Origin of the sequence: Floridaenema fluviatile BLCC-F154 (assembly GCF_041929135.1) — a bacterium.
GTDB lineage: Bacteria > Cyanobacteriota > Cyanobacteriia > Cyanobacteriales > Aerosakkonemataceae > Floridanema > Floridanema fluviatile.
In genome coordinates this window covers 156,573-179,305 of sequence record NZ_JBHFNS010000077.1, presented here as the reverse complement: position 1 = coordinate 179,305, position 22,733 = coordinate 156,573, and the positions used below count along the sequence as shown (strand labels likewise).

Annotated in this window: 13 protein-coding genes; 5 read left to right on the top strand and 8 right to left on the bottom strand. The window is 38.8% G+C overall.

Features of this window, described 5'->3' with window-relative positions:
• The first annotated feature begins 54 nt into the window (after positions 1-54).
• From ACE1B6_RS21080 to ACE1B6_RS21070, 3 genes are all read left to right on the top strand, one after another.
• Positions 55-1,464, top strand: a complete 1,410-nt coding sequence (locus ACE1B6_RS21080; RefSeq protein WP_413259227.1) for an aminopeptidase P family protein — start codon at positions 55-57, stop codon at positions 1,462-1,464.
• A gap of 431 nt (positions 1,465-1,895) precedes the next feature.
• The gene (locus tag ACE1B6_RS21075; protein WP_413259226.1) at positions 1,896-2,450 is read left to right on the top strand and encodes a hypothetical protein; all 555 of its coding nucleotides are present in this window, start codon (positions 1,896-1,898) and stop codon (positions 2,448-2,450) included.
• 99 nt (positions 2,451-2,549) lie between these two features.
• A complete protein-coding gene (locus ACE1B6_RS21070) occupies positions 2,550-2,960 on the top strand; it encodes a hypothetical protein (protein ID WP_413259225.1) in 411 nt (136 codons plus the stop codon).
• A 98-nt stretch (positions 2,961-3,058) separates the two neighbouring features.
• Here the strand turns inward: ACE1B6_RS21070 and ACE1B6_RS21065 are convergent, their stop codons facing one another.
• The 3 genes from ACE1B6_RS21065 to ACE1B6_RS21055 form a co-directional block, all read right to left on the bottom strand.
• Entirely contained in the window at positions 3,059-7,039 is a 3,981-nt protein-coding gene (locus ACE1B6_RS21065) for a choice-of-anchor D domain-containing protein (RefSeq protein WP_413259224.1), read from the bottom strand.
• Positions 7,040-7,468: 429 nt separating this feature from the next.
• Positions 7,469-8,914, bottom strand: coding sequence for an ATP-binding protein (locus tag ACE1B6_RS21060; RefSeq protein ID WP_413259223.1), 1,446 nt, complete (start codon positions 8,912-8,914; stop codon positions 7,469-7,471).
• 88 nt (positions 8,915-9,002) lie between these two features.
• Positions 9,003-14,360 carry a trifunctional serine/threonine-protein kinase/ATP-binding protein/sensor histidine kinase gene (locus ACE1B6_RS21055; protein WP_413259222.1) on the bottom strand — a complete coding sequence of 1,786 codons (5,358 nt, stop codon included), beginning with the start codon at positions 14,358-14,360 and terminating at the stop codon, positions 9,003-9,005.
• A 142-nt stretch (positions 14,361-14,502) separates the two neighbouring features.
• Between ACE1B6_RS21055 and ACE1B6_RS21050 the strand changes: the two genes are divergently transcribed.
• Positions 14,503-15,849 carry an amidohydrolase family protein gene (locus ACE1B6_RS21050; RefSeq protein WP_413259221.1) on the top strand — a complete coding sequence of 449 codons (1,347 nt, stop codon included), beginning with the start codon at positions 14,503-14,505 and terminating at the stop codon, positions 15,847-15,849.
• Positions 15,850-15,976: 127 nt separating this feature from the next.
• Here the strand turns inward: ACE1B6_RS21050 and ACE1B6_RS21045 are convergent, their stop codons facing one another.
• From ACE1B6_RS21045 to ACE1B6_RS21025, 5 genes are all read right to left on the bottom strand, one after another.
• Complete coding sequence (locus ACE1B6_RS21045) at positions 15,977-17,122, bottom strand: acyltransferase family protein (RefSeq protein ID WP_413259220.1); 1,146 nt, start codon at positions 17,120-17,122, stop codon at positions 15,977-15,979.
• 227 nt (positions 17,123-17,349) lie between these two features.
• On the bottom strand, positions 17,350-18,738 hold the full coding sequence (locus ACE1B6_RS21040) for an AtzE family amidohydrolase (RefSeq protein WP_413259219.1): 1,389 nt from the start codon (positions 18,736-18,738) through the stop codon (positions 17,350-17,352).
• Positions 18,739-18,803: 65 nt separating this feature from the next.
• Positions 18,804-18,992 (bottom strand): DUF4089 domain-containing protein, encoded by a 189-nt coding sequence (locus ACE1B6_RS21035; protein ID WP_413259218.1) that lies wholly within the window; start codon positions 18,990-18,992, stop codon positions 18,804-18,806.
• A gap of 63 nt (positions 18,993-19,055) precedes the next feature.
• Positions 19,056-20,345 (bottom strand): cytosine permease, encoded by a 1,290-nt coding sequence (codB, locus tag ACE1B6_RS21030; protein ID WP_413259217.1) that lies wholly within the window; start codon positions 20,343-20,345, stop codon positions 19,056-19,058.
• A gap of 72 nt (positions 20,346-20,417) precedes the next feature.
• Positions 20,418-21,206, bottom strand: coding sequence for a choice-of-anchor W domain-containing protein (locus ACE1B6_RS21025; RefSeq protein WP_413259216.1), 789 nt, complete (start codon positions 21,204-21,206; stop codon positions 20,418-20,420).
• A 325-nt stretch (positions 21,207-21,531) separates the two neighbouring features.
• Here ACE1B6_RS21025 and ACE1B6_RS21020 point away from each other — a divergent pair, with 325 nt between their 5' ends.
• Complete coding sequence (locus tag ACE1B6_RS21020) at positions 21,532-22,728, top strand: hypothetical protein (RefSeq protein ID WP_413259215.1); 1,197 nt, start codon at positions 21,532-21,534, stop codon at positions 22,726-22,728.
• Positions 22,729-22,733: the final 5 nt, after the last annotated feature.

The window sequence follows — 22,733 nt, the reverse complement described above, 5'->3', positions numbered from 1 at the left end:
ATAATGCAACTCACGATCGAAAGGCCAGCGGAGTCAATTAACAATTTTCCTTTTATGCTGACACAAACAGCTTCTTTGGCGGAGACTAATGGCAGCCGGGTTTCCCTTGCTGATACTCTTCGTAAAAGACGGCAAAAACTCTTTAAGATGATTAATTTTCCGGTCGTCCTCTGGTCAGGGGTTCGCAGTTCTCGGAATTTTCCGGGAAATCAGTTACCTTTTCGCGCCAGCAGCCATTTTCTTTATTTTGCTGGCATCCCCCTGGAAAATGTGGCGATTCGCATGGAACCACCAGGGACGCTGGAACTGTACATGGATGACCCCAGTTTAGATGATGAACTGTGGCATGGGAAGAAGTTACTTAGGGAAGAAGTCGCGGAACTGATTGGGGCAAATATTGCTTTCCCAATGTCAGAATTGTGGTCGAGGGCATACAGTAGCGCCACGATTCCGGTTCAGGATGTTTATCTGCAACAGCAACAGTCAAGTATGCTGCATCGTTGGCTGTATTCGGCAAGTTCCTTAAGTTGGATTGACTGGGAATTGGCTTATGCTATTGTCCGATTGCGGCTTTGTCATGATGCTGCTGCTTTGGCTGAGTTACGTAAGGCTGCGGCTTGTACGGTACAGGCGCATCGGGCGGGAATGGCAGCAACTCGTCATTCCCGATTTGAGGCTCAAGTACGGGCGGCGATGGAAAATGTGATTTTCGCCCAACAAATGAACTGTGCTTATAACAGTATTGTCACTGTTCATGGGGAGGTGCTACACAATCAGCAGTATTACAATGCTCTCAATCCGGGAGATTTGTTGTTGGCGGATGTGGGTGCGGAAACGGCGCTGGGGTGGGCTTCTGATGTGACGCGCACTTGGCCTGTTTCTGGGAAGTTTTCGCCGACGCAACGTGATATTTATGAGGTGGTGCGATCGGCTCATGATGCCTGTATCGCTAAAGTTGCGCCTGGGGTGGAATATAAAGAGATTCATCTTCAGGCGGCGACAACTCTCACCTACGGGTTGGTACAGTTGGGCATCCTGAAAGGTGATGTGGAAGAGTTGGTGGAAAATGATGTTCATGCGGCATTTTTCCCTCATGGAATTGGGCATTTAATTGGTTTAGATGTTCATGATATGGAGGATTTAGGCGATTTGGCGGGGTATGAGTTGGGGCGGACGAGAAGCGATCGCTTTGGCTTAAAATTCCTCCGTTTAGATCGTCCTTTACAAGCGGGAATGTTGGTAAGTATTGAACCTGGTTTCTATCAAGTTCCTTCACTTTTGAATTATCCCGATCGCCGAGAAACTTTCCAAGAGTTTGTGGATTGGGATCGCTTGGCGCAATTCTCTGATGTGCGGGGAATTCGCATTGAAAACGATGTGTTAGTTACGGATTCTGGTTGTGAGGTAATTACTGGTGAATTGCCGACTCATCCAGATGCGATCGAACATATTGTTAACAGCTAAAGCCATTTTAGATTTGCGATTTTGGATTTTGGATTTGTAACTTTTTCAATCAAAAATCTAAAATCAAAAATCTAAAATTTGTGGTTTGCTGATGATTAAGTAAGTAAATAGTTATTAAGTTAAATGGGAGGATAGAGTTAGATAAAATCCTCCCTTACACACCTGAAAATAGCTTTAATTGGAAAAGCTCAAAAAAAGTCAATATTTCCCAATTTGGCTATCTTACATAATAAAAATAAAGAACTTATAAGAAGAAGTAAGTTTGTCAAAAATCCCTGTTTACAAATAAAGATGTCTATAGTAATATTCAGTGCAGTTGGCTAATTAGTTTTACAGAAAGCTTTTTGTTAAAATCAACCCCACCAAAACAAGTTAGTTAGTGCAATTTATGTACTAATCGCCAAAATTCCACAGTGAGATAAATTTTACTTATGAAACAAGTCGCCAAGGTGTTAACTATTGTGGCTCTAACAGCCTGTACAGTAGGAATTAGTAAATCAGTAGTGGTAAAAGCCGCTGATTCTAGTTCACCTAATCAGTTAGAAAATATCTCAGAACAACGCAAATCTCAGCCAGGTGAAGCGCAACTTTTTGCACAAGCATTAATTACTTATCAAGGATTAGGAGAAATTACGTTAGAAGAAGAGGGGGGAAATAGAACTGCAAGAATTAGTCGCGTTACCATTGACACTAGAGACAGTAGCACCGCAATTTTTAACATTGTTACAGATGATGGAAGACGTTATGCTTTGATGGGTCGGATTACGGAAAACGTAGAAACAGGAGGTTACAAAGTATCTTTAACATCTCTCCGATCGGGTCAAGCTCAAGAAATTCCGGCTCAAGGAGTATTAATAGTTAATCGAACGGGAGAAATCTCTCCTGAAGGCGAATTAACATATACAGGAACCAACAAAGTTTTAGCAGTTTCATTTACGCCGACAGCTAATACAGGGGAAACTGAACCTGTCAGAGGTTTGTGGTAAATATACTTGGAAATTTTTAATTTGATACCGCTATGAATTTAAATTCGTAGTGGTAATTTATCATATTTAGTTGACTGAGTAGGAACAATGGTACCTTAAATGAGATCATTGTATTTAATTCACTTACAGCCCAAGCTAGATATGAGAACAGTCGTCATTACCGCAGTTGCTATTACTTTGAATAGTATCCTTCTTCCAGGTTATGCTCAGACAGAGCCTGAGAGAAGAAATACTGAGCAAAGTCAAGATCAAATGGAACTTTTAGCTTGTACTGTGAGAAAAGATGATAAAAATCCGCGTTTAGGTGGGTGGCAACGACTTATTGGTAGACAGCGTGCGGAAGTAGAAAGAACTGCTTATGAAACTGGTGGTATTTTTACTACTGTTTCCCCTAGTCAGGCTACTGTGGTAACTAAAACTGGAGAAATTATCAATATAACTTTTGGACAACAAGATCAAGTTATTCGGGGAGTTTGTCGCAGTCGTAAAGTTGAAGAAGCCGAAAATTAAACTGAAGTTTCCCTTGAAATGAGGAAACTTCAGTTTTTTGCCTTTTATCTTATTTTATTGTTAGTTAACACCCTGAAAAAATCTTGGCTCAAACTGGCTTAATTGAAGAAGCTGAAACTTTCTGCTGTTGGTGCTATATCAAATTTAGCAATGTTGGTTGCATCGCCAGCGTTGTTGACAATTGGATCGTAACCTAAGTACTTTTCTTCACCAATAGAGTACACGAAGAAAGCTGGGAAATCAGAAGTACCGTTTTGTTCTGCTAATGCTAAATCGGCTTCAGTGCGATCGGCAAATGAGATACTGTCCTCGAAGATAATCAAGTTATTTCCACTAATATCTGTACCATCACCTAACAATTGAGTAACAGTCACAGGGTTGATATTAGAAATACCTCCGAAGTTGGCTATGGCAAATTGCAATTTGTCGCGGTTAGGCATAAAACCAATAACTTCATCGGTAATACCTTGTGGGGGAACATTTCTCCAAGTGATAATATCAGCGCCAGCACCAGGAGAGATAATATCAACGCCATCATCATCTCCTTGAATTCTATCTCTACCAGGACTGCCAATTATTTCTACAGGTGCAGAAGGATCGCGTACTGTGGCACCAATGACAAAATCAAAAGGATTTTCATCAGTATCATTGGTTGCAAATGAGAGAGTTCCTTGGAAGTTATTCTGATCGGTTGTGTCAATGTTAATAGTGAAATTAGCTTCGCTATTGGGTGCGATCGTATCAGGAAAATCACCTGCCAAATTAAATCCATTAGGTAAAGTCAAGTCACCTAAAACCAGTTCGTCACTATCACTAGTATTTCTGATAGTAAAGGTTCTACTCAGGCTTTCATCGATATCGACAATTCCTAAGTCATAGACGCTAGTATTACCATCAGTAATTTCAAATCCAGCATCTAAAACTTCAACTTCTGCACCTGTTTCACCGCCTGGTTCGCCTGGAGTATCATCATCTTGATTAATGATGGCTGTGAGGTCGAAATTAAATGGGCTTTCGTCACTATCGCTAGTTTCAAAACTGAGAGTACCTTCAGGATTTCCAACGCCGGAAGTGTCTACATTCACAGTAATTGTTTCTTCACCATTGGGTGCAATACTGTCAGGAAAATCCCCAGCTAAACTAAATCCATTTGGTAAATTTAAGTTGCTTAAAGTCAGAGGGTTGTTATCACTGGTATTCCTAATGGTGAAGGTTTTGCTGAGAGTTTCTCCCACTTCAGCTTCGCCAAAATCAACCGGAATTTCACTACCGTCAGTAAGTGGAAAAACTCCATTATCTAAAACTTCAATTTCACCACCTATGTCGCCGCCTGGTTCGCCTGGAGTATCATCATCATCTTGATTAATGATGGCTGTGAGGTCGAAATTAAATGGGCTTTCGTCACTATCGCTAGTTTCAAAACTGAGAGTACCTTCAGGATTTCCAACGCTGGAAGTGTCTACATTCACAGTAATTGTTTCTTCACCATTGGGTGCAATACTGTCAGGAAAATCCCCAGCTAAACTAAATCCATTTGGTAAATTTAAGTTGCTTAGAGTCAGCGGATTGTTATCGCTGGTATTTCTAATGGTAAAGGTTTTGCTGAGAGTTTCTCCCACTTCAGTTTCACCAAAATTAACCGGAATCTCACTACCGTCAGTCAGTGGAAAAACTCCATTATCTAAAACTTCAATTTCACCACCTATGTCGCCGCCTGGTTCGCCTGGAGTATCATCATCATCTTGGTTAATGGTGGCTGTGAGGTCGAAATTAAAGGGACTTTCGTCACTATCGCTAGTTTCAAAACTGAGAGTACCTTCAGGATTTCCAACGCTGGAAGTGTCTACATTCACAGTAATTGTTTCTTCACCATTGGGTGCAATATTGTCAGGAAAATCGCCAGTTAAACTAAATCCATTTGGTAAGGTGAAGTTGCTTAAGGTGAGTGTTTCGCTATCGCTGCTATTTCTAATTGTGAAGGATTTGCTGAGAGTTTCTCCCACATCTGCTTCGCCAAAATTGATGGGAGTTAAACTATCATCACTAATTTCCATACCGTTAGCGATTAGTTCAATTTCACCACCTTGACGATCGGGAGGAGTAGTATCGCCATCATCTTCTATTGCGGCAGAAACATCGAAAACAAAAGGAGTTGCATCTAGATCGTTGGTACGAATTAATATTTCCCCTTGAGGATTTCCTGCCGTTATGGTATCAACTGAAACGGTGAATTTGGCTTGGCTATTAGGGGCAATAGTTCCGGGAATAGTTCCTTCTAAAAAGTAATTTTCCGGTAATTCCCAACCTTTAATTCTTAGGAGATCTGTAGGACTGCTGTTTTTAATGGTGAAAGTTTTACTTAGATCGTCACCAATATCAACATTACCAAAATCAACGTTTCCGTTCTCATCAGGAATAGCTGTTCCGCCGACAAACAAATCAATTTCTGGATTTAATGCGGAAGGTGTGCCGTTATTATCAACAATGGTGAGAACAGCAGTACTTTGTTCGCCAACTGTTGCGCCGCCTGTGCAATCACACAAGGTCAAATTAACAGTTTCATTACCTTCAATCAATGTGTCGTTATTGATGGGAATGTCGATCGTTTTAGGGCTAGTATCTCCGTCTTCCCACTCAACGGTAATAAATTCGTTGTCGTAGTCTACTGGTTCGGCTAAAGGTGCTGCTCCACCAATAGCAGTACCACCATTTAATAATATTTTGGTACTGACTGGGCCGCTATCACCACCAGTGCGATTTAATGTTACTGTTGCGATCGGTGTGCCATTTTCGTTAACCGCAAATTGGGGACTACTAAATTCAATAGTTCCGGCATCAGCAGCTGCTACAGTATCGCCGTTGTCTGTAATCGTAACTGTAGCTGTTTGTGGCGATCCAACTGTGGCACCATTGAAGGGGAAACCTAAACTTAAATCAAAGGTTTCTTCACCTTCTATTATGTCATCGGAAACTATGGGAATTCCCACTGTTTGGCTGGTTTCTCCAGGTGCGAAATTAACTGTAATTGGGGTGTTGTCGTAGTCAGTTGGAGAGGTGGCTGTTCCGTCTGTGCTAAATAGTGTGGCACCGACGGCTTCATCTATTCCGCCTGTACGATTAATATTTACGCTAAGTTGAGGTGTGCCATCTTCGGCAATGGTATAAGTTGGTCGATCGAATGATAGGTAATTGTTGATTCTAACTGTGGAATAAGTAAAGTCAGCTTTGCTAAGGCTGGTGAAGTCTATTCCTTGTAAGTTGGCTAAAAATTCGCCTGTTGATTTGTCTTGAATGATAGTATTGCTGACATTTTCTCCGCTACCTTGAAAAATGTCTAGGTCGTCAAAAGTTAGCCCACCTGTTAAGGCAATTAAATCTAATCCGTCGTTAAAGTCTGCGATGAAAGTTGCTTGGTCGATCGTACTTCCACCTGTACTCAGAAAACCTGTTACATCGTTGCGTCTACCAATCACAAATACATCATCACCACTACCACCATTTAAGCTATCTACGCCTAAATCTCCCCAAAGGACATCATTACCTTTGTCACCAAAAAGTTGGTCATTTTCTTGACCTCCGTAGATCGTATCTTTACCCTGTCCGCCGTAAATTGTGTCGTTACCTTTGTTGCCGTGAAGAATATCTGAATCTTCGTTACCAAATACTAAATCGTCTTCAGCACCACCGAATAAGGTATCATTTCCTTGTCCGCCATAGAGATAATCTTGCCCATCTCCGGCAAAGTCTACATCTTCAAATGGAGCTCCAAATATTAAGTCATCTCCGGGATCGCCTATTAAAGTATCGCTACCTAAATCGCCTAATATTGTGTCGTTGCCGATATTAGCAGCAATAAAGTCATTGTTCTGACCTCCACGCAACATTTGGTCGCTTTCATTACCATTAATTGTGTCGCTTCCTTGGTTGCCATTGACCATACTTAAGTCTTCATTAGCAACTAGAATATCTTCACCTTTTGCGCCTAAGATTGTGTCGGTATTTTCTAATCCAGCAATAAAGTCTGGCTCAGGTGTACCAATTAATAATTGATTCCCCATTAATGATTGTGAAATTGCCATTTCCAACTCCTGCTAATCCATATACTCAGTGCTAAGATTAGCTAGTAAATATGCCTAATTTCCTCTTCATTTATATAGATAATCATCTAGAAATATTCTGATGTAAGTATCGTTCATCTTCCTATATATAGGTATATTTATAACTATAGGCAGATTGTGAAAATTAGCGAAAAAATCTGTCGAGAGACGTTTTTCTGTCAGGAATCGTCTCTGCTTTACGGTAATCAATATTCATTTGTAGCGCCAATAAATCTCAACGAAATTATTTGAGTTTGAATGACCCGAAAACTACCTGAACAATAAGCATTTTTGTCTTTCCAAAAATAACTGTTTTTGTGCCTGAAAAATTTAAAATTTTAGGCACGTCATGGGAATGACACTTTTATTTTCAGATCGAAAATAGAGATGGAGTGTTAGAGAATGGGGTAATTAGTTACGCTGGATCGGCAGAACGATCGCAAACTCTGCACCTTCTCCTGGGGATGATGTTACTTTGATACTTCCTTGATGTTTTTCGACGACAATTTGACGAGCGATCGCTAATCCTAATCCGCTTGCTTGTTTACCAGATTTCGTGGTAAAAAATGGTTCAAAAGCCTGTTGCTGAATTGCTTCCGACATTCCGACACCATTATCTTGAATCCGAATGATAATGTGTCTTTGATCTTCCCAAGCAGTCTGAATAGTAATACGATTGGGATTTGCTTGAATCTCTGAGAAATTGCGTTCTCGACTAGATTCTTTTACTGCATCGATAGCATTATTGAGCAGATTCATCAGGACTTGATTTAATTGTCCGGGAAAGCATTGAACCAAAGGTATATTACCATATTCTTTCGATACTTCGATTGCCGGATGATAATTGTTGGCTTTCAAACGATGTTTCAAAATTAGCAGAGTGCTGTCGATACATTCATGAATATTCAGAGGGATTTTTGCATCTGTGTTAGTTTTAGAAAAGATGCGTAAGCTGTTACTTAGCTGGTGGAGGCGATCGATTCCTTCTTTGGTAGAAGTAATCAATTTTGGTAAGTCTTCTTTGAGATATTCTAAGTCAAGTTCCTCAACTTTTGATTTAATTTCCGTACAGAGGCTAGGGCATAGTTGATGATGGGATTCAACTAGTTGCAACAAGTTGTGTACTAATTCTTCCAGCAAACTCAAATTACCGGAAATCCATCCTAATGGATTATTGATTTCGTAAGCAATTCCAGTTACCAGATATCCCAAAGCAGACATCTTTTCGCTTTCAATTAGTTGCAGTTGAGTTTTTTCTAAGTCACGCAAAGTTTGAGCTAAATTGTTGGCTTGTGTTTCTAGGGCGATCGCATTTCGGTATGCCCGCAAAGCGGAAATCATTGCTGTAATTAATTTTTGTCGAGTCAGTTCAGTTTTAAGTTTATAATCGTTGATTTTATAAGCAACAATCACTGATTCTTCTGGTGCTTCTCCTGGTTGACCTGTACGTAAAACAATTTGAACATTTTGATTATTCAGTTCCTCGCGAATATAACGAACTACTTCTAAACCAGCATCGTTGGTTTCCATTACTACATCTAGCAAAATAAAAGCGATATCAGAGTTTTCGGCAATTAATCGCTTTGCTTCTAAACCAGAGTAAGCTGAGAGAAAAGCTAAGGGTTTATTCTCAAATAGAAAGTTTTTTAAAGCTAACCTTGTTGCTTGGTGGACAGTGGCATCATCATCAACGATGGCAATTTTCCAAACCGGAGATTCTGGATCGGCAGGGGAATTTTCCGCTAGATTTCCCCCTACTTCCGTACTTACTAATTCTGTGTCTTCTTCTAATATCAAAAAATCCTCATTGTCATCGTCTGTCTGAAGCTTGTTACTGTTATGATTATGAACAATCATGATTTATTCTCTCCAACAAAATAAGATAGATTTTTTTACACCCCGCTACCCTGCCACCCTGCCACCCTGTCCCGCTCCCCCCTAGTCCTCAAAGGGGGAATTTCATAATAAATAGAGTACCCAAATTATCCTCGCTACGAACATCGATCGTTCCTTGGAGTTTTTGGGTAACTAAGTTATGAACGATATGTAAACCTAAACCGCTACCTCCTTGGTTCCTTGCTGTTGTAAAAAAGGGATTGAAAATTTTATCCAAGTTTTCTGAAGGAATACCGCAACCATCATCACTGTACTGAACGATCGCCACTTGATTTTGTTGCGAAATTTCCAATTTTAAATTTCCGCATTCTCCTACTTGATAGGCGTGAGTGAGGGAGTTTACGACTAAGTTAGTGATAATTTGTGCCAATGCACCAGGATAACTGTCAATGGTAATATTTTCGTCACCTTCTACGATTAGGGTGTGACCAGGGTGTTTGAATTGGGGTGCAAGGCTAAGTAAAACTTCCTCTAAATATGATTTTACGCTAAACCGACGTTTTTCTAAATTGGCTTGATCGACAGCTACTTGTTTGAAGCTTTGAATTAATTCTCCCGCACGTTGAAGATTATGTAAAATCAATTCTGTGCTTTCAGTTGCTACTTCCAAATAGTTGTTTAAAGTCGATCGCTTTAATTGTCCTTGTTCCACTGAATTAATAAATGATTGGGTAGCATCAGCTAAAGTAGAGGCTACGGTAATGCTAGTACCAACAGGGGTGTTTATTTCGTGTGCTACTCCTGCTACCAAGCTACCTAAAGCCGCCATTTTTTCTGATTCTACGAGTCGTTTTTGCGTGGTTTTCAAATCTTCTAAAGCTTGAGAAAGTTCTTGGGTACGTTCGATTACTTTTTGTTCTAAGGTGCTGTAAAGAGTCGCATTTTCTAAAGAAATGGCAGCTTGGGAAGAAAGTAAGTGAAGGACTTCTAGGCGATCGCTTGTAAATGCTCCCGAAGCTATGCTATTTTCCAAGTAAAGGATACCAATTAATTTACCTTGATTGAGAATCGGAGTACATAAGAAACTTTTAGGTTGATTAGCCATAAAATAAGCATCTGTGGCAAAGGAAGCATGACTCAGAGGGTCGTTAATTAGAACAGTTTCTTGGGTGCGTTTAACGAAATTGATCACAGGCAAAGGAACGTCAAAACTAGCTTCTACAGGTAGATTTAACTGATAAAAATCTCGCGAACCAGTACAACGAGCTACAATTTCTAAATTACCTTCACGGTTTAGCATTAAACTTCCTTGATCTGCACCTGCATTTTCCATTACTACTTGCATTAATTTAGCCAATAATTGCTCTAATTGAATCTCGCCAGATAAGGCTTGAGAGGCTTTAATCACTGCTGCTAAATCTAGTAAATCTAGGGCTTCAGAAGTACTAGAACTTTCCTGAGTAATTGAGGTTTGAGTATTAGTATCATGAACAAAAGAGTTATCACTTATAGTAGTTTGTACTGACTGAAAGTAAACTTTTTCTGATTCGAGCATTGAGATCAGTAGTTGCTGATAGCGTGCTTCTAAATCTTGAATTTTAATTTTTGCTCCCCAGCGTTCATAAGCGTAGTAAGCATCGACTAAATAAACTTTAGCTAACTTTTCCCGTCCTTGAGTGAAATAAAATTCGGCTGCGAGTTCATTAGCCAAGGCTTCTTCTTGGAGATAATTTTGTTCTTTAGCACCTTGAATTGCGCGATCGTAAAAATCTGCGGCTTCCCAGGTATTTCCCAGAACTCGTAACTTTTCAGCTTCGATCAAATCATATTTATGTTTATAGTTCATTGGCGCGGAGTTTGCCCAAACTTGCATTTTTTCTTGATTAACTTTCACTTGTTCTAAATAGATGTTGAGGTTATCTGCTGTTGCTATATTGGCACAAGCTAGCAATGCTAAAGAATAATAAAAGTAGTGTTCAGCAAAAACATCCATTCCGCCAACTGCCATCACATATTCATTTGCCGATCGCGCATTTGCTAATGCTTGTTCAAAGTCTTTTAAGAAATAACAAAGAATGGCTTTGCAGTTGTAAACCGAAAAGATTGACATTACGGTTTTCTTTTCAATAAACTCCGGCATCATTGTTATTTCGTCAAAACTTTCGCCTCTCAGTTGATATATTGCTTGAGATTTTCCTTGGAATTGTAACCCTAATTGACAAATAATACTGGTGTGATTAATCAAGAATTCTTGTTTATTCTTTCGCATCACATTAATAAATTTTTCCTGTTCTTGAGTTACATAATCCAAAGGTTGACCAACGAAAAAGAGATTGTGACAGTAAATAGTCGCACTGTAACCTGCATATTCTAAATCTCCGACATCAATTCCTGCTTGAAATGACTTCAGCAAAGGATCGAGGGTTGTTGATAAAGGATCTTTCCAATGTTTGACAAATCCATAAAATACTTCTTCAGTGCGACAGTTAATTTCGCTGACGCTAAACTGGGACAATAAATTCACACCTAATTGACCAAATTTATATCCCGCTTCGATATCTCCTAGAACGCCACAAAGTAACCAACCATAGAAAACATAAGCAAATGTTGCTAAGGGTGAATTGCCGTATTTTACGCACAAATCGACCATTTTAAATCCTAAAAGTGGCATCAAATGAGGATAGCCGATCAACACTGGAGCAAACAAAATCATCAGAATTCGCATGGCTGCCAATTTATGAGGATCGGTCATTAAATCTAAGCCAGATAAATCTTCAATTTGCTCTATTCCGTGAATACTCATATCTTGCTGAAGTTGGCTAACAAAAGTAGATGGTGCATCGGGATTTTCTGGTAAATCAACTTCTAAAATTTGCAGAGCAGTTGTTGCTATTTCTAATACTTCAGCGAGGCGATTTTGGGCGATCGAGAGTAATAATTTTTTGGCATAAACTTTAACTTTATCTAGGTCTTGTTGAGCAGATTGGATGGCAATTTCTGCTAAAGTTTCAGCTTTTTGAAAGTTGGCATTTAAATACTCTGCTTCGATCGCTTCTAAATAAAGGTTAATCGCTCGATCGTATTCAGTTTCCCAGCAATCATCACTGAGCAAATCTAAAGCGACATTCAAATATTTAGCAGCAAGTTCATAAGCTGTTGCTAATTTAGCTTTGCGAGCAGCAATACGATTGAGTTCAATTAATTCAGCTTTTTCTGATAGAATGGTAATGTCATCCTCACCAATGTTCAGATGATTGACTATTTCAAAAATGTTGTCTTCTCTTTCTGCAACTGGTGTATTTTGTAAAAGCAACTTGCCTATTTGTTGGTGAGTGAAATGTTTCTCAGCTTGGGGAATCAGAAAATAAGCGGCTTGTTGTACTCGGTCGTGTAAAAATTTATAAGCAGCACCATTATTTGATTCAATTGTTAATGGCGAATTAATTTTTTCTAGTTCATCTTGCTGGAAAAATTTGTAAACTTCATTTTTGGGAATAATTAATCCTTCTTGTAAGGCTACCCATAAATCATTGGCAATTTCTGCGGAAGTTTTTTGAGCGACGATCGCTAATGTATGCAAGTCAAATTCGTTACCAATACAAGCTGCTAGTTTTAGGGCATTTTGGGTATTTTGGGATAATTTTTGCAGCTGTTTTCCCATAAATTCTACAATATCATCTGTGGGCGCTAATGCTCTGACTGCTGCCATGTTACATTGCCAATAACCAAGTTCAAAATTAAAACTAATCACCCGTTCTTCATATAAATATTTGATAAATTGATTGCTAAAAAATGGATTTCCTGTAGTTTTTTGGTATATCAATTCGGTGAGAGGTAATACCATGTCCAATGGACAATTTAGCGTATCAGCAATCAAATGATTTAAGTCTAATAAAACTAAAGGAGACAAAGTAATTGTATTGACGGTTGTGCCGATTTTTTGCAGTTTTTCTAAAGTTAAAATCAACGGATGAGTAGGACTAACTTCGTTATCTCGATAAGCTCCAATTAATAACAAATAACGAGTATCTTTTTCGCTCATTAATAGTTCGATTAATTTTAAGGAGGCGGAGTCTGTCCACTGCAAGTCGTCAATAAAAATTGTTAAGGGATGTTCTTGATTTGTGAAGACTTGAATAAACTTTTGGAATAAAAGATTAAAACGGTTTTGCGCTGCTTCGCCTGAGAGTTCGGGAACTTCTGGTTGTTGACCAATAATTTGTTCAAGTTCGGGAATAACTTCAATAATTACTTGACCGTTTTCTCCCAAAGCTGCTAATATTTTTTTCTGCCATTTTTGGAGTTTTTCATCGCTTTCACTGAGCAATTGTTCCATTAAATCTCGAAAGGCTTGGACAAAGGCAGAAAAGGGAATGTTGCGCTGAAATTGGTCAAATTTTCCTTTGATGAAATAGCCTTTTTGTCGAACAATTGGTTTGTGAACTTCATTGACAACGGCTGTTTTACCAATACCAGAAAATCCGGCGACAAGTATCAGTTCGCTGCTTTCTTGACTTACCCGATCGAACGCAGCTAATAAAGTGTTAACTTCTGCTTGACGACCATACAGTTTTTCAGAAATGACAAAGCGATCGCAAATGTCCCGTTTACCTAACTCAAATGATGGAATCTTTCCTGTTGATTCCCATTGATTTAAGCAAATTTCTAAATCATGTTTAATTCCCAAGGCGCTTTGATAACGATCTTCGGCATTTTTTGCCATTAATTTATCAACGATATTGGCTAATACTAAGGGAATAGTAGGATTTAAATTGTGGACTGCGATCGGTTGTTTAGTAAGGTGAGAATGCACCAATTCCATTGGTTCGTTAGTGGGAAAAGGAAGCCTACCAGTTAGTAATTCGTAAAAAGTTACTCCTAGCGAATAAAAGTCAGTACGATAATCAATTCCCCGATTCATGCGACCAGTTTGTTCTGGAGAAATGTAAGCTAAGGTACCTTCAAAAACGTTATTACCTTTGATTTCCTGAGTTTCTCTGGGAAGTAAGGAAGCAATACTAAAGTCAATTAGTTTAACTTGTTTGGTAGTTAGATTAATCAGAATATTTGCAGGTTTGATGTCTTTATGAATAATTCGCTGGCTGTAAAGACCATCTAAAGCGGTAACAATTTGTAACGCGATCGGCAAAAATTCTCCTACATTAAGGGTATGATTTGAAATGTATTGTTTTAAAGAAACACCCCCAAAATCTTCCATAATTAGGATATAGCTGCTGCGGTAGTTTTCCAAGGCGTAGCAACGGACGACTCCAGGTAAATCGAGATTTTTAGCGATCGCGTACTGATTGCGAAATTGCAGCAACTCCCGAAAACTAGGATATTCTTGCCGGAGCAGCTTAATAACTACAGGTTGCTCGTCTAGTTCCCTAACTGCGCGATATACCAGAGTTTTAGACCCTGCATATAATGGCTCGGTGATCCGATAACCAGGAATTTTTGTGTTCATGTTAACTAATTCCATATTTATCAACTCAATTCATTCTTTAATATTAGTATTCCCATAGGTAGATGACCAAAAGACATCATAAATACATATTGCTCAAAAGGTTAAAATTCACAAAGTATAAATCACGAAGGAAAAATCCTCAATGTCTAATTGGCTAATTTCAGGGGGCACGATTTTGACTAGCGACGATGCTGGTACAATCATCGAAAATGGATATGTTTTAGGAGTAGAAAATAAAATTGTCGCGGTTGGCAGCGGTCAACCTGAAACCAGCGATGTCGATCGAGTTATCGATGCCACAGGAATGTTAGTTTGTCCCGGCTTCATCAACGCTCACACCCATTTATGTATGATTTTAGGACGTTCTTTGGGTAGCGATCGTACTTTGTTACATTGGCTTTCGGAAACACAAATTCCTCTGATGCAAGCTTTTGAGCCGGAAGATTATGCTATTAGTATGGAATTGGGTGCGATCGAAAATCTGAAAGCAGGAAATACTACGATTTGCGAAATATTTTTTACCCCCCATTATAGCGACGGCGTAGATGAAATTTCCGTCAATAGTTTAGATCGCACGGGTATTCGTTCCATCTTTTTTCGCTGTACAAACGATGAAAATTTTTATGAAGATTTTATCGAAACTCGTGCCGATATTATGCGCCGTTCCGAACACTTAATTTGTCATTGTCAAACTAGCAGAACTCGCATTGGTGTAGGCCCTTTAGTTCCTTGGAGTTCGAGCCCCAAAGCCTTTGAAGATGCTATCCAAATTTCCCAAAATAAAAATGTTTTAATTCACCTCCACACTTCCGAAACTCCCGAATATAACGATTTAGTAAGACAGCGAACTGGTAAAAGTAATGTAGAAATGTTAGCAGATGTGGGAGCATTAGGAAATCAAGTAATGTTAAATCATTGCGTTCACCTTTCTGACTCCGACATTGAGTTAATTGCTGAAACGGGTTCTCATGTGATTCACGATCCTACCAGCAACATGATTTTAGCTTCGGGTGTAGCGCCAATTCCCAAATTAAGAGCCAAAAATATTAATATTGGTTTAGCGTGCGATGGCCCAGCTTGTAATAACAATCAAGATATGATTCAAACTATGAAAGATGCGGCACTTTTGCAGAAAGTTGTTACTCGTCAGCCAGATATTTTAGTGGCAAAAGATGTGTTTCGCATGGCAACGAGAGGTGGTGCAAAGGCGATCGGCATGGGCGATTCTTTAGGTGCGATTCAACCCGGTTTTTTAGCTGATTTAATCTTAATTGATACTCAAGTTCCTCATTTAACTCCGTTGCACGATCCGATCGCCACTTTAGTTTATTCTGCTAGAGGATCGGACGTACATACTGTGATGGTAGACGGGAAAATTGTGATGCAAAATCGCCAAATTTTGACCGTAGATGAAAAGGAAATTTTAGCCAAAGCCAGGGAGAGAGCAAGGAAAGCTTGGAAGCAAGCACAGAACCGAAAAAAGTTTTGAGTTTGTAGGGGCAGATTTAATATAGCGTTTCTCGTTTGGATGCGGTACATTTGGGGGCGGGTTTTGATTGGTATATCTTTCACACAGCAAGGATTTCAGCTAAACCCGCCCCTACAAAATGAATAATTTATAATTCTGAAGCTGGTTTCGTCTGAGTTAATTTTTTAGCAATACTTTGCCTATATCCTTCCACTGGTTCCATCACTAATTTAATTAATAGTATGGCAAGTAAAGTTGACACAAACAACGTAATAATGCCAGAGAAATTCTCTAGAATTAATTCTTGACGGTTTTGTACTACTGTTTTTAAAGCAGTGCTATATACAATTCGTCCAATGAGAACAACTACAAAAAGATGAACTATATATATTGGATAAGATAATTCTCCCAATAACCTATCAAATTTGCTTTTTTTGGTGTAGATAAAAACGAATGGTAATGATACTAACAATACCGCATAGTAGATCCATTGTTTAAACACAGTTTCGGGAATAAATTGATATCCCAGGGTAAAAGCTTGAGCAAATAACATTATTAACAGCAATTTTCCCGGATCTAAAATATGATTTTTAAACTTGGCATAAATTCTGTAAGAAATGATTCCGCCTAAGAAAAATAATAACTCCGTAGGAAAGAATCTATATGTCCAAGGGTCGTGATCTAAGCCTACCGAATAAAGCCCCAGCCTTAATATTAAACTAGCGAACATCATTAAAACAATTGTTAGTAAGTTTCGGCTTACTAATAGAGGTGCAATCATATAAAATAGTAATTCTACACTCAAAGACCAGGCTGGAGGAATCAGTAAAAAAGTATGTACTTGAGGCTCGGTTTTCGTGTAATCTAAAGCAAGTGTTAAATAGCCATCTGGTTGATGAACTTGCAAAAAGGTTCCCCAATCTTGACCAACTATGAAAATGTTAGTAAAGATTAGAAAAATTTTGGAAAATATATTTAATACATTCCAATTTTGCATCCAGCTTTGGAGAACTAAACCTCCTTCTAAAAAAGTGCTGTGCAGTACAGAAATGAGAACTATAAAAATGGCAACTACCCAATACGCTGGAAATAGTCGTAACAGTCTACTTTGCAAAAATGCTTGATATCTACCTTTACCTACATACTTTTCCGTTAAAATTAATGCCATGTAGAAACCAGATATCATAAAAAATGTTTCAACAGCGATCGATCCGCCAACAAATCTTAATCCAGCAATGGGTGAAGCATGAGCAATAATAACGCTAACAGCCAAAATAAATCTAAGAAAACCCATGAGTTTCTTTGCCTCAAATAAACAGTTTATTGTGATAGATTACCCTTTATAGATTTTTCATAACTACCTAATATCACTTAGACAAATGATTCTTAGAAATTACTAATCTCTAATTGATAAAAGAGATATAGTTTCCATTTCTATACTTTGTTGCCAAAATTCAGCTATTAGCTGAAAAGCAATAAATCAGCGAATGGATATACAGGTATGCCAAAATTATAATTTTTTTACTGTATAACTGACACCGTAGTAATACTTATATCCTCCAAATACTTTGCTACTCGAAAAACCAATGCTTCTTTGTAAGGTGCGCCGATAATTTGCACGCCTAAAGGTAAGTCACCGGGACGTTGTATGGGTACAGAAATTATTGGTAAACCGACAAAAGATAGAGGTTGAGTGAATAATCCTAAGTTAGGACGAACTAACATTTCTTCGCCAGCAATTACCATTTTTTCTTGTCCAATTTCTGGGGCAGCGCAAGGTGTTGTCGGGGTAATAATTATATCAACATTAGCAAAAATTTCTCGTAAGCGATCGCGATACCAACGCCGAAATCTTTGGGCTTGAATATACCAAGTTGTAGGAATTAATGCTCCGGCAATAAAGCGATCGCGTGTAGCAATATCGAAATCTTGAGGGCGAGATTTGATATTTTTTAAATGTAAATTTGCGCCTTCACTAGCAGTAATAATAAATGCTGCGGCTCTGGCGCGATGTGGTTCGGGAATAGTGACTATTTCAGTAGTATTTAAAGCCAGTGCAACTTTAGCAACTGCGGCTAATGCTTCCGGTGCTGCATTTTCGGCAAAATATTCCCCAGCAATGGCAATTCTTAAACCTTCAATTCCCTGATTTAATTGTGGTAAACAAGGTTCTGGAGGTCTTTTAGTGCAAACTGGATCTTGAGGATCTTCTCCTTGCAAAACATCAAAAATAGCGGCAAGATCTCGGACCGATCGAGCAAAAGGGCCGATATGATCGAAGCTAGCAGCAAATAAGAATGCGCCCGATCGAGATAAACGACCGTAAGTAGGTTTTAAACCGAAAATTCCGCAAAAAGCTGCGGGAACTCTAATCGATCCGTTGGTGTCCGAACCTAAAGTAATTGGTACAAGTCCAGCGGCGACAGCAGCAGCGGAACCACCGGAAGATCCACCAGCAATACAATTGAGATTGTGAGGATTTCGAGTTGGTCCATAGTGGCTATTTTCGGTGACAAAACCGTAGGCGTACTCGTCCATATTTAATGTACCAACGAGAATCGCACCTGCTTTTTTCAACCTAGCAACTGCGGTAGCATCACGGCTAGCGGGAGGATTTTCGGCGTTAATTTTTGCGCCTGCTAAAGTTGTAATTCCGGCAACATCAAAGAGGTTTTTAACTGCAAAAGGAACTCCGGCTAAAATACCTGGGTCTTTGCCTTCAGAGATGGTGCGATCGATTTTTTCAGCTTCTGCCAAAGCAGTTTCAGCGATTACATTTGTGAAGCAATTATACTTGTAATTTCGGTCAGCAATTCGCGCCAATGATGCGGCAACAATTGATTTGGCAGAAACTTCTTTTTGTCTAACTACTTCGGCGATTTGGGTAGCATCAGGAAAACCGTAAGCCATTCGATTTTAGATTTTAGATTTTAGATTTTGGATTGATTCCATAGGTAACTCTAGATCGAGTTTGGTTATGGTTCAAATATGGGTGCTGCTTCGAGATCTTCAGGTAAAGGAAATTCTGTGATTAATTTGGCGATCGTCATAATTCGCTCAAAGTTTTGGATGACACCTGGACGATGTTCGGGATCGATCGGCAAATCAACTAATTGAGATATTGTATCAACATATTCAGCCGCAGTCGGTATTTTTTCTGCCATGATGCTGCTTTTGTCGTAGTTTTTGATTTTCCTATTTTAACAGCGATCGAGTAATTTTGATAATTAATTTTCAATTGGTCTATGGTGAGAACGGAAGATGAAACGGCGCAGGATAAAGTAAAGAACGATCGCAGAAATGATACCGTTAATTGGTTTAATGCCTGGAGATAAGTAAGCGATCGCACTTGCCAAAACATAAGCAATAATTCCCGCCCAATTAAATGCAGGTTGCCGAGAGTCTAAAGCGGGGAATTCTTGGCGATTAATTAACCAATAATCTGCCATAATTACCCCACCAATCGGAGGAATAAAAGTACCAAGTAAAATTAAATAAGGAATTAGCAAATTATAAATTCCGCCCCAAGCGAGGATTAAAGCCGCAGTAGCACCACCTAATACAAAAGCAGTGCGTTTATTACTACGAAAAAAATGTGCGCCTGCGACAGAAAAGGCATAAATAGTGTTATCTTGCGTTGTCCACATATTAAAGAATAACAAGACTAAACCCCAGAAAAGTAAGCCTTGTATTACCATTACTTGTACAATATCTTCATTGCCATAAACTAAAGCGCAAAATGAACCACAAAAAATTAGAAACCCATTGGCAAAAAGAAAAGCAGAAAAAGTACTAATTAAAGCAGTTTTTCCAGAGTTGGCGAAGCGACTCCAATTAGTAGCTTGAGTACCACCAGAAACGAAAGTGCCGACAATAATTGTTAAAGCTTCTCCTAATCCTAATTCTTTAGTGGGTTGAATTGATTGTAAACTTTCCCAACCGCCGACTTTCGCAAATGCGATCGCCAAACTCCAACACATTAAAATTAACATTGCGGGCACAGCAATCCGCGATAACCAATCCATTGCCCGATAGCCAATATAAGCGGTTATACAAAAGAAATAAGTAAAAAACAGAATAATTAACCAATTCCAACTAGCAGGAACTCCTAACAGTTTGTTAGCTAATTCTGCCATTAAAGCCGAACCCCAAGCATACCAACCAATCTGAGTAAAACCCAAGATAAAATCCACCCACCGGGAACCGATTTTACCAAAACTAAATTGCGCCATTAATACTGTATTTAATCCAGTTTTAGCGGCAATATAACTAAGTGCAGAAGCATAAGTTCCTAAAATTAAATTCCCGACAAGAATGATGGTAATTAAATCGGGCCAAAAACGATAAGCAGGGCCAACTAAACCACCTGCAAATAGTGTTCCTGAGTACAGCGTAAAACCCATTAAAAGTGGTGTCAATGACCACAGAGATTTCCGGGAAGACTCAGGAACAGGACTTAAGGGATAATCTTCGCTAGCTGATGTTTGCACAGTTAAATCAGGTTTCGTCGTGTTCATACTCAATTTTAAAGTTGGATTGAGTTATTTTTATGGCGATCGTACCAGATTAACCGTATCCCATTTAACTTTTTAATTTACTTGGCGGCGTTTAATTACTGAACCAATACCAAAAGCGCCAAAAGCTAACAAACTTAATATTGAGGTAGGTTCAGGAATCGAAGTTTGTTCACCATTGAAATCGTAACCTTCAAGTTGGAAAGAAACGCGAGAACGAGCTTTAATTTCATTGGGATCGATACTTAACCAACTTACCTTAACTGTGCCAGCTAAGGAGTTAATTGTTTCCGAACTAGAAAAGAATTTCTTACTCAAATTTTGGACTTCTTCCCCTTGTCCAATAGCATTGCTAAAAATGTTATTAACAGCTTCCCCGTTCAGGGTTTCAACTATTAAATCAATTGCCGTTCCTTCTTCGACTCTTCGTTCTCCTAAAGCCGGAGCATCGTAAGTTCTAGTATCAACATTTGTCAGCAAAGAAAAGCCATTAAAAATGTTAGGTGAAGGATTCAATAAAGAGTAGAAAATGTCTTCACCAGCTAGAGTAAATTTAGCAGTTTGACCATCCCAATTAAATGACCAATCTACTGTTTCGCCATTGTTCCAATCGCGGTAAATATCATCAGTTTTGTTTGCTTGAGCACCATCTGGACCGATCGCAAATTCATAATCTTCTCCTAAAGGTGCGCCTGCACGACCTTCCACTTTCCACCCTAAATCTACCCAGCCGCTAGGTGCGGGTGCGTAGGGTTCGTCTTGCACTAATGTTAACTGAACGGCGAACGCAGGTGTTGCTAATCCGAGACTACCTGCGGTAACGCCAAGTGCTGCGGAGATTGCTAGCAAACTTGCCTTACTCATACCTGATTCCTTACCAGAGAATTTCAGTATTACTACACAAGCTTAACCTTAGATTTATGAAATCTTCATGAGAAATTCACATTAAAAGCTAGTTTTAGATAAACTTTACGTAAATTTACTGTAATTTAGCTATTGTCGTAGGGTGCGTCAGAGGAGAAAAACTGGTTAAAATCGCAATAATTAACATTTGACGCACTACTTAAGATAAAGAAGCAATCAGTCTCAGCTTAAATCATGATTGCGATGACAGAACAATCAAGATAAAAGAACTAAAATAAGACTTAATGCAATAAAGAATTATGCCAAATAATTGGAGTATTTAGGAGTGAAAATCGGAGTATTTTTCAGTGATTTAGGCAAAACCGCAGTTTACTATCCGAGATTAGCAAAAGTCACTGGTAGCGTGACATCTTGTATATTTTTTGGTCAGCTTTTGCAATGGCGATCGCGATCGACTAATCCTTATGATTGGATAAAAATTACTATCAAAGAAATAGAAGAAGAAACTGGGTTAAATCCTAGAGAACAGGAACTAGCAAGAAAAGAATTAATTGAGAGGTCTTTGCTAAAAGAAAGATTAGTTAATCATGCTTTAGAATTTTGGCTAAACTTAGAAGCTTTAGAGGAAAAGTTACATGAACTTTTGCATGAATTAAAGAGTAATTCTACTCAGGAAACTGCGAGCAATAATTTAGAATTAATTCCAGCAAATCCAGCGAGCAAAAATGAGCAAAATATACCTTGGCAACGTCAACCAATTGCGGTAAAAGTGACACCAAATTATCAATTTAGTGGTCCTTGGCAAACTCCAGAACAATTTGCTGAATTTCAAAAAGCTTTGTTAGAATATGCTAAAGAAAAAGGTTTTTACAATCCTTCAGAATGGGTATTTAAAACAATAGATGGCATAACCAAAGGTATAGTTTCACCATTTTGGGATGAATTTGTGCAGGGAATTCCATTAGGAGAAAGTCAAAAAATTAAGCGAGACTGGGAAATTGAACCGGGAATCGCTTATCCGGCTTTTGAAGAAGAACGGATACAATATTATGTCCAAAAAGGCGAACCTTTAGAAGTTGCAGTATCAAAAGCACGTTCTGATTTGCGAAATCCGGTGTTAGGAAAAGATTTGTGGGAAGGTTTTTTGCGAAAGTGCGATCGGATCGCCGACGAAGCAATTAAAGCCAAAAAATCAGGCATCCAAACCCCTTATTTACCACCATCTTTTAGAGACAAACCTAATGTAACCAAAGAAACTGTTATGCAAAAGTTAGCAGCATTATCACCGGAATTTTCTTTAAATTCCTCTAATTACCAAAAAATTATCGAACTTAATTCAAATAACAAAATTGGAGAAGATAAAAACCTAAATTCAAGCAATGATCCTCCGAGAGTAGAAGCTTTACAAGCAGCTTATCAAACTCCAATGGGTCGAACTTTAGTAGAAAAGCAAATTGCTGAACATCCAGAATGGGGTTATGCAATTATTGATGGGGAAGTGGTAGATATTACACCCTTTTAAGCTGG

What these genes read in the sequence shown, in the direction of transcription:
- ACE1B6_RS21080 (WP_413259227.1), top strand. Translation starts at nt 55, where the DNA reads ATGCTGACACAAACAGCTTCTTTGGCGGAGACTAATGGCAGCCGGGTT.
- ACE1B6_RS21075 (WP_413259226.1), top strand. Translation starts at nt 1,896, where the DNA reads ATGAAACAAGTCGCCAAGGTGTTAACTATTGTGGCTCTAACAGCCTGT.
- ACE1B6_RS21070 (WP_413259225.1), top strand. Translation starts at nt 2,550, where the DNA reads ATGAGATCATTGTATTTAATTCACTTACAGCCCAAGCTAGATATGAGA.
- ACE1B6_RS21065 (WP_413259224.1), bottom strand. Translation starts at nt 7,039, where the DNA reads ATGGCAATTTCACAATCATTAATGGGGAATCAATTATTAATTGGTACA.
- ACE1B6_RS21060 (WP_413259223.1), bottom strand. Translation starts at nt 8,914, where the DNA reads ATGATTGTTCATAATCATAACAGTAACAAGCTTCAGACAGACGATGAC.
- ACE1B6_RS21055 (WP_413259222.1), bottom strand. Translation starts at nt 14,360, where the DNA reads ATGAACACAAAAATTCCTGGTTATCGGATCACCGAGCCATTATATGCA.
- ACE1B6_RS21050 (WP_413259221.1), top strand. Translation starts at nt 14,503, where the DNA reads ATGTCTAATTGGCTAATTTCAGGGGGCACGATTTTGACTAGCGACGAT.
- ACE1B6_RS21045 (WP_413259220.1), bottom strand. Translation starts at nt 17,122, where the DNA reads ATGGGTTTTCTTAGATTTATTTTGGCTGTTAGCGTTATTATTGCTCAT.
- ACE1B6_RS21040 (WP_413259219.1), bottom strand. Translation starts at nt 18,738, where the DNA reads ATGGCTTACGGTTTTCCTGATGCTACCCAAATCGCCGAAGTAGTTAGA.
- ACE1B6_RS21035 (WP_413259218.1), bottom strand. Translation starts at nt 18,992, where the DNA reads ATGGCAGAAAAAATACCGACTGCGGCTGAATATGTTGATACAATATCT.
- codB (WP_413259217.1), bottom strand. Translation starts at nt 20,345, where the DNA reads ATGAACACGACGAAACCTGATTTAACTGTGCAAACATCAGCTAGCGAA.
- ACE1B6_RS21025 (WP_413259216.1), bottom strand. Translation starts at nt 21,206, where the DNA reads ATGAGTAAGGCAAGTTTGCTAGCAATCTCCGCAGCACTTGGCGTTACC.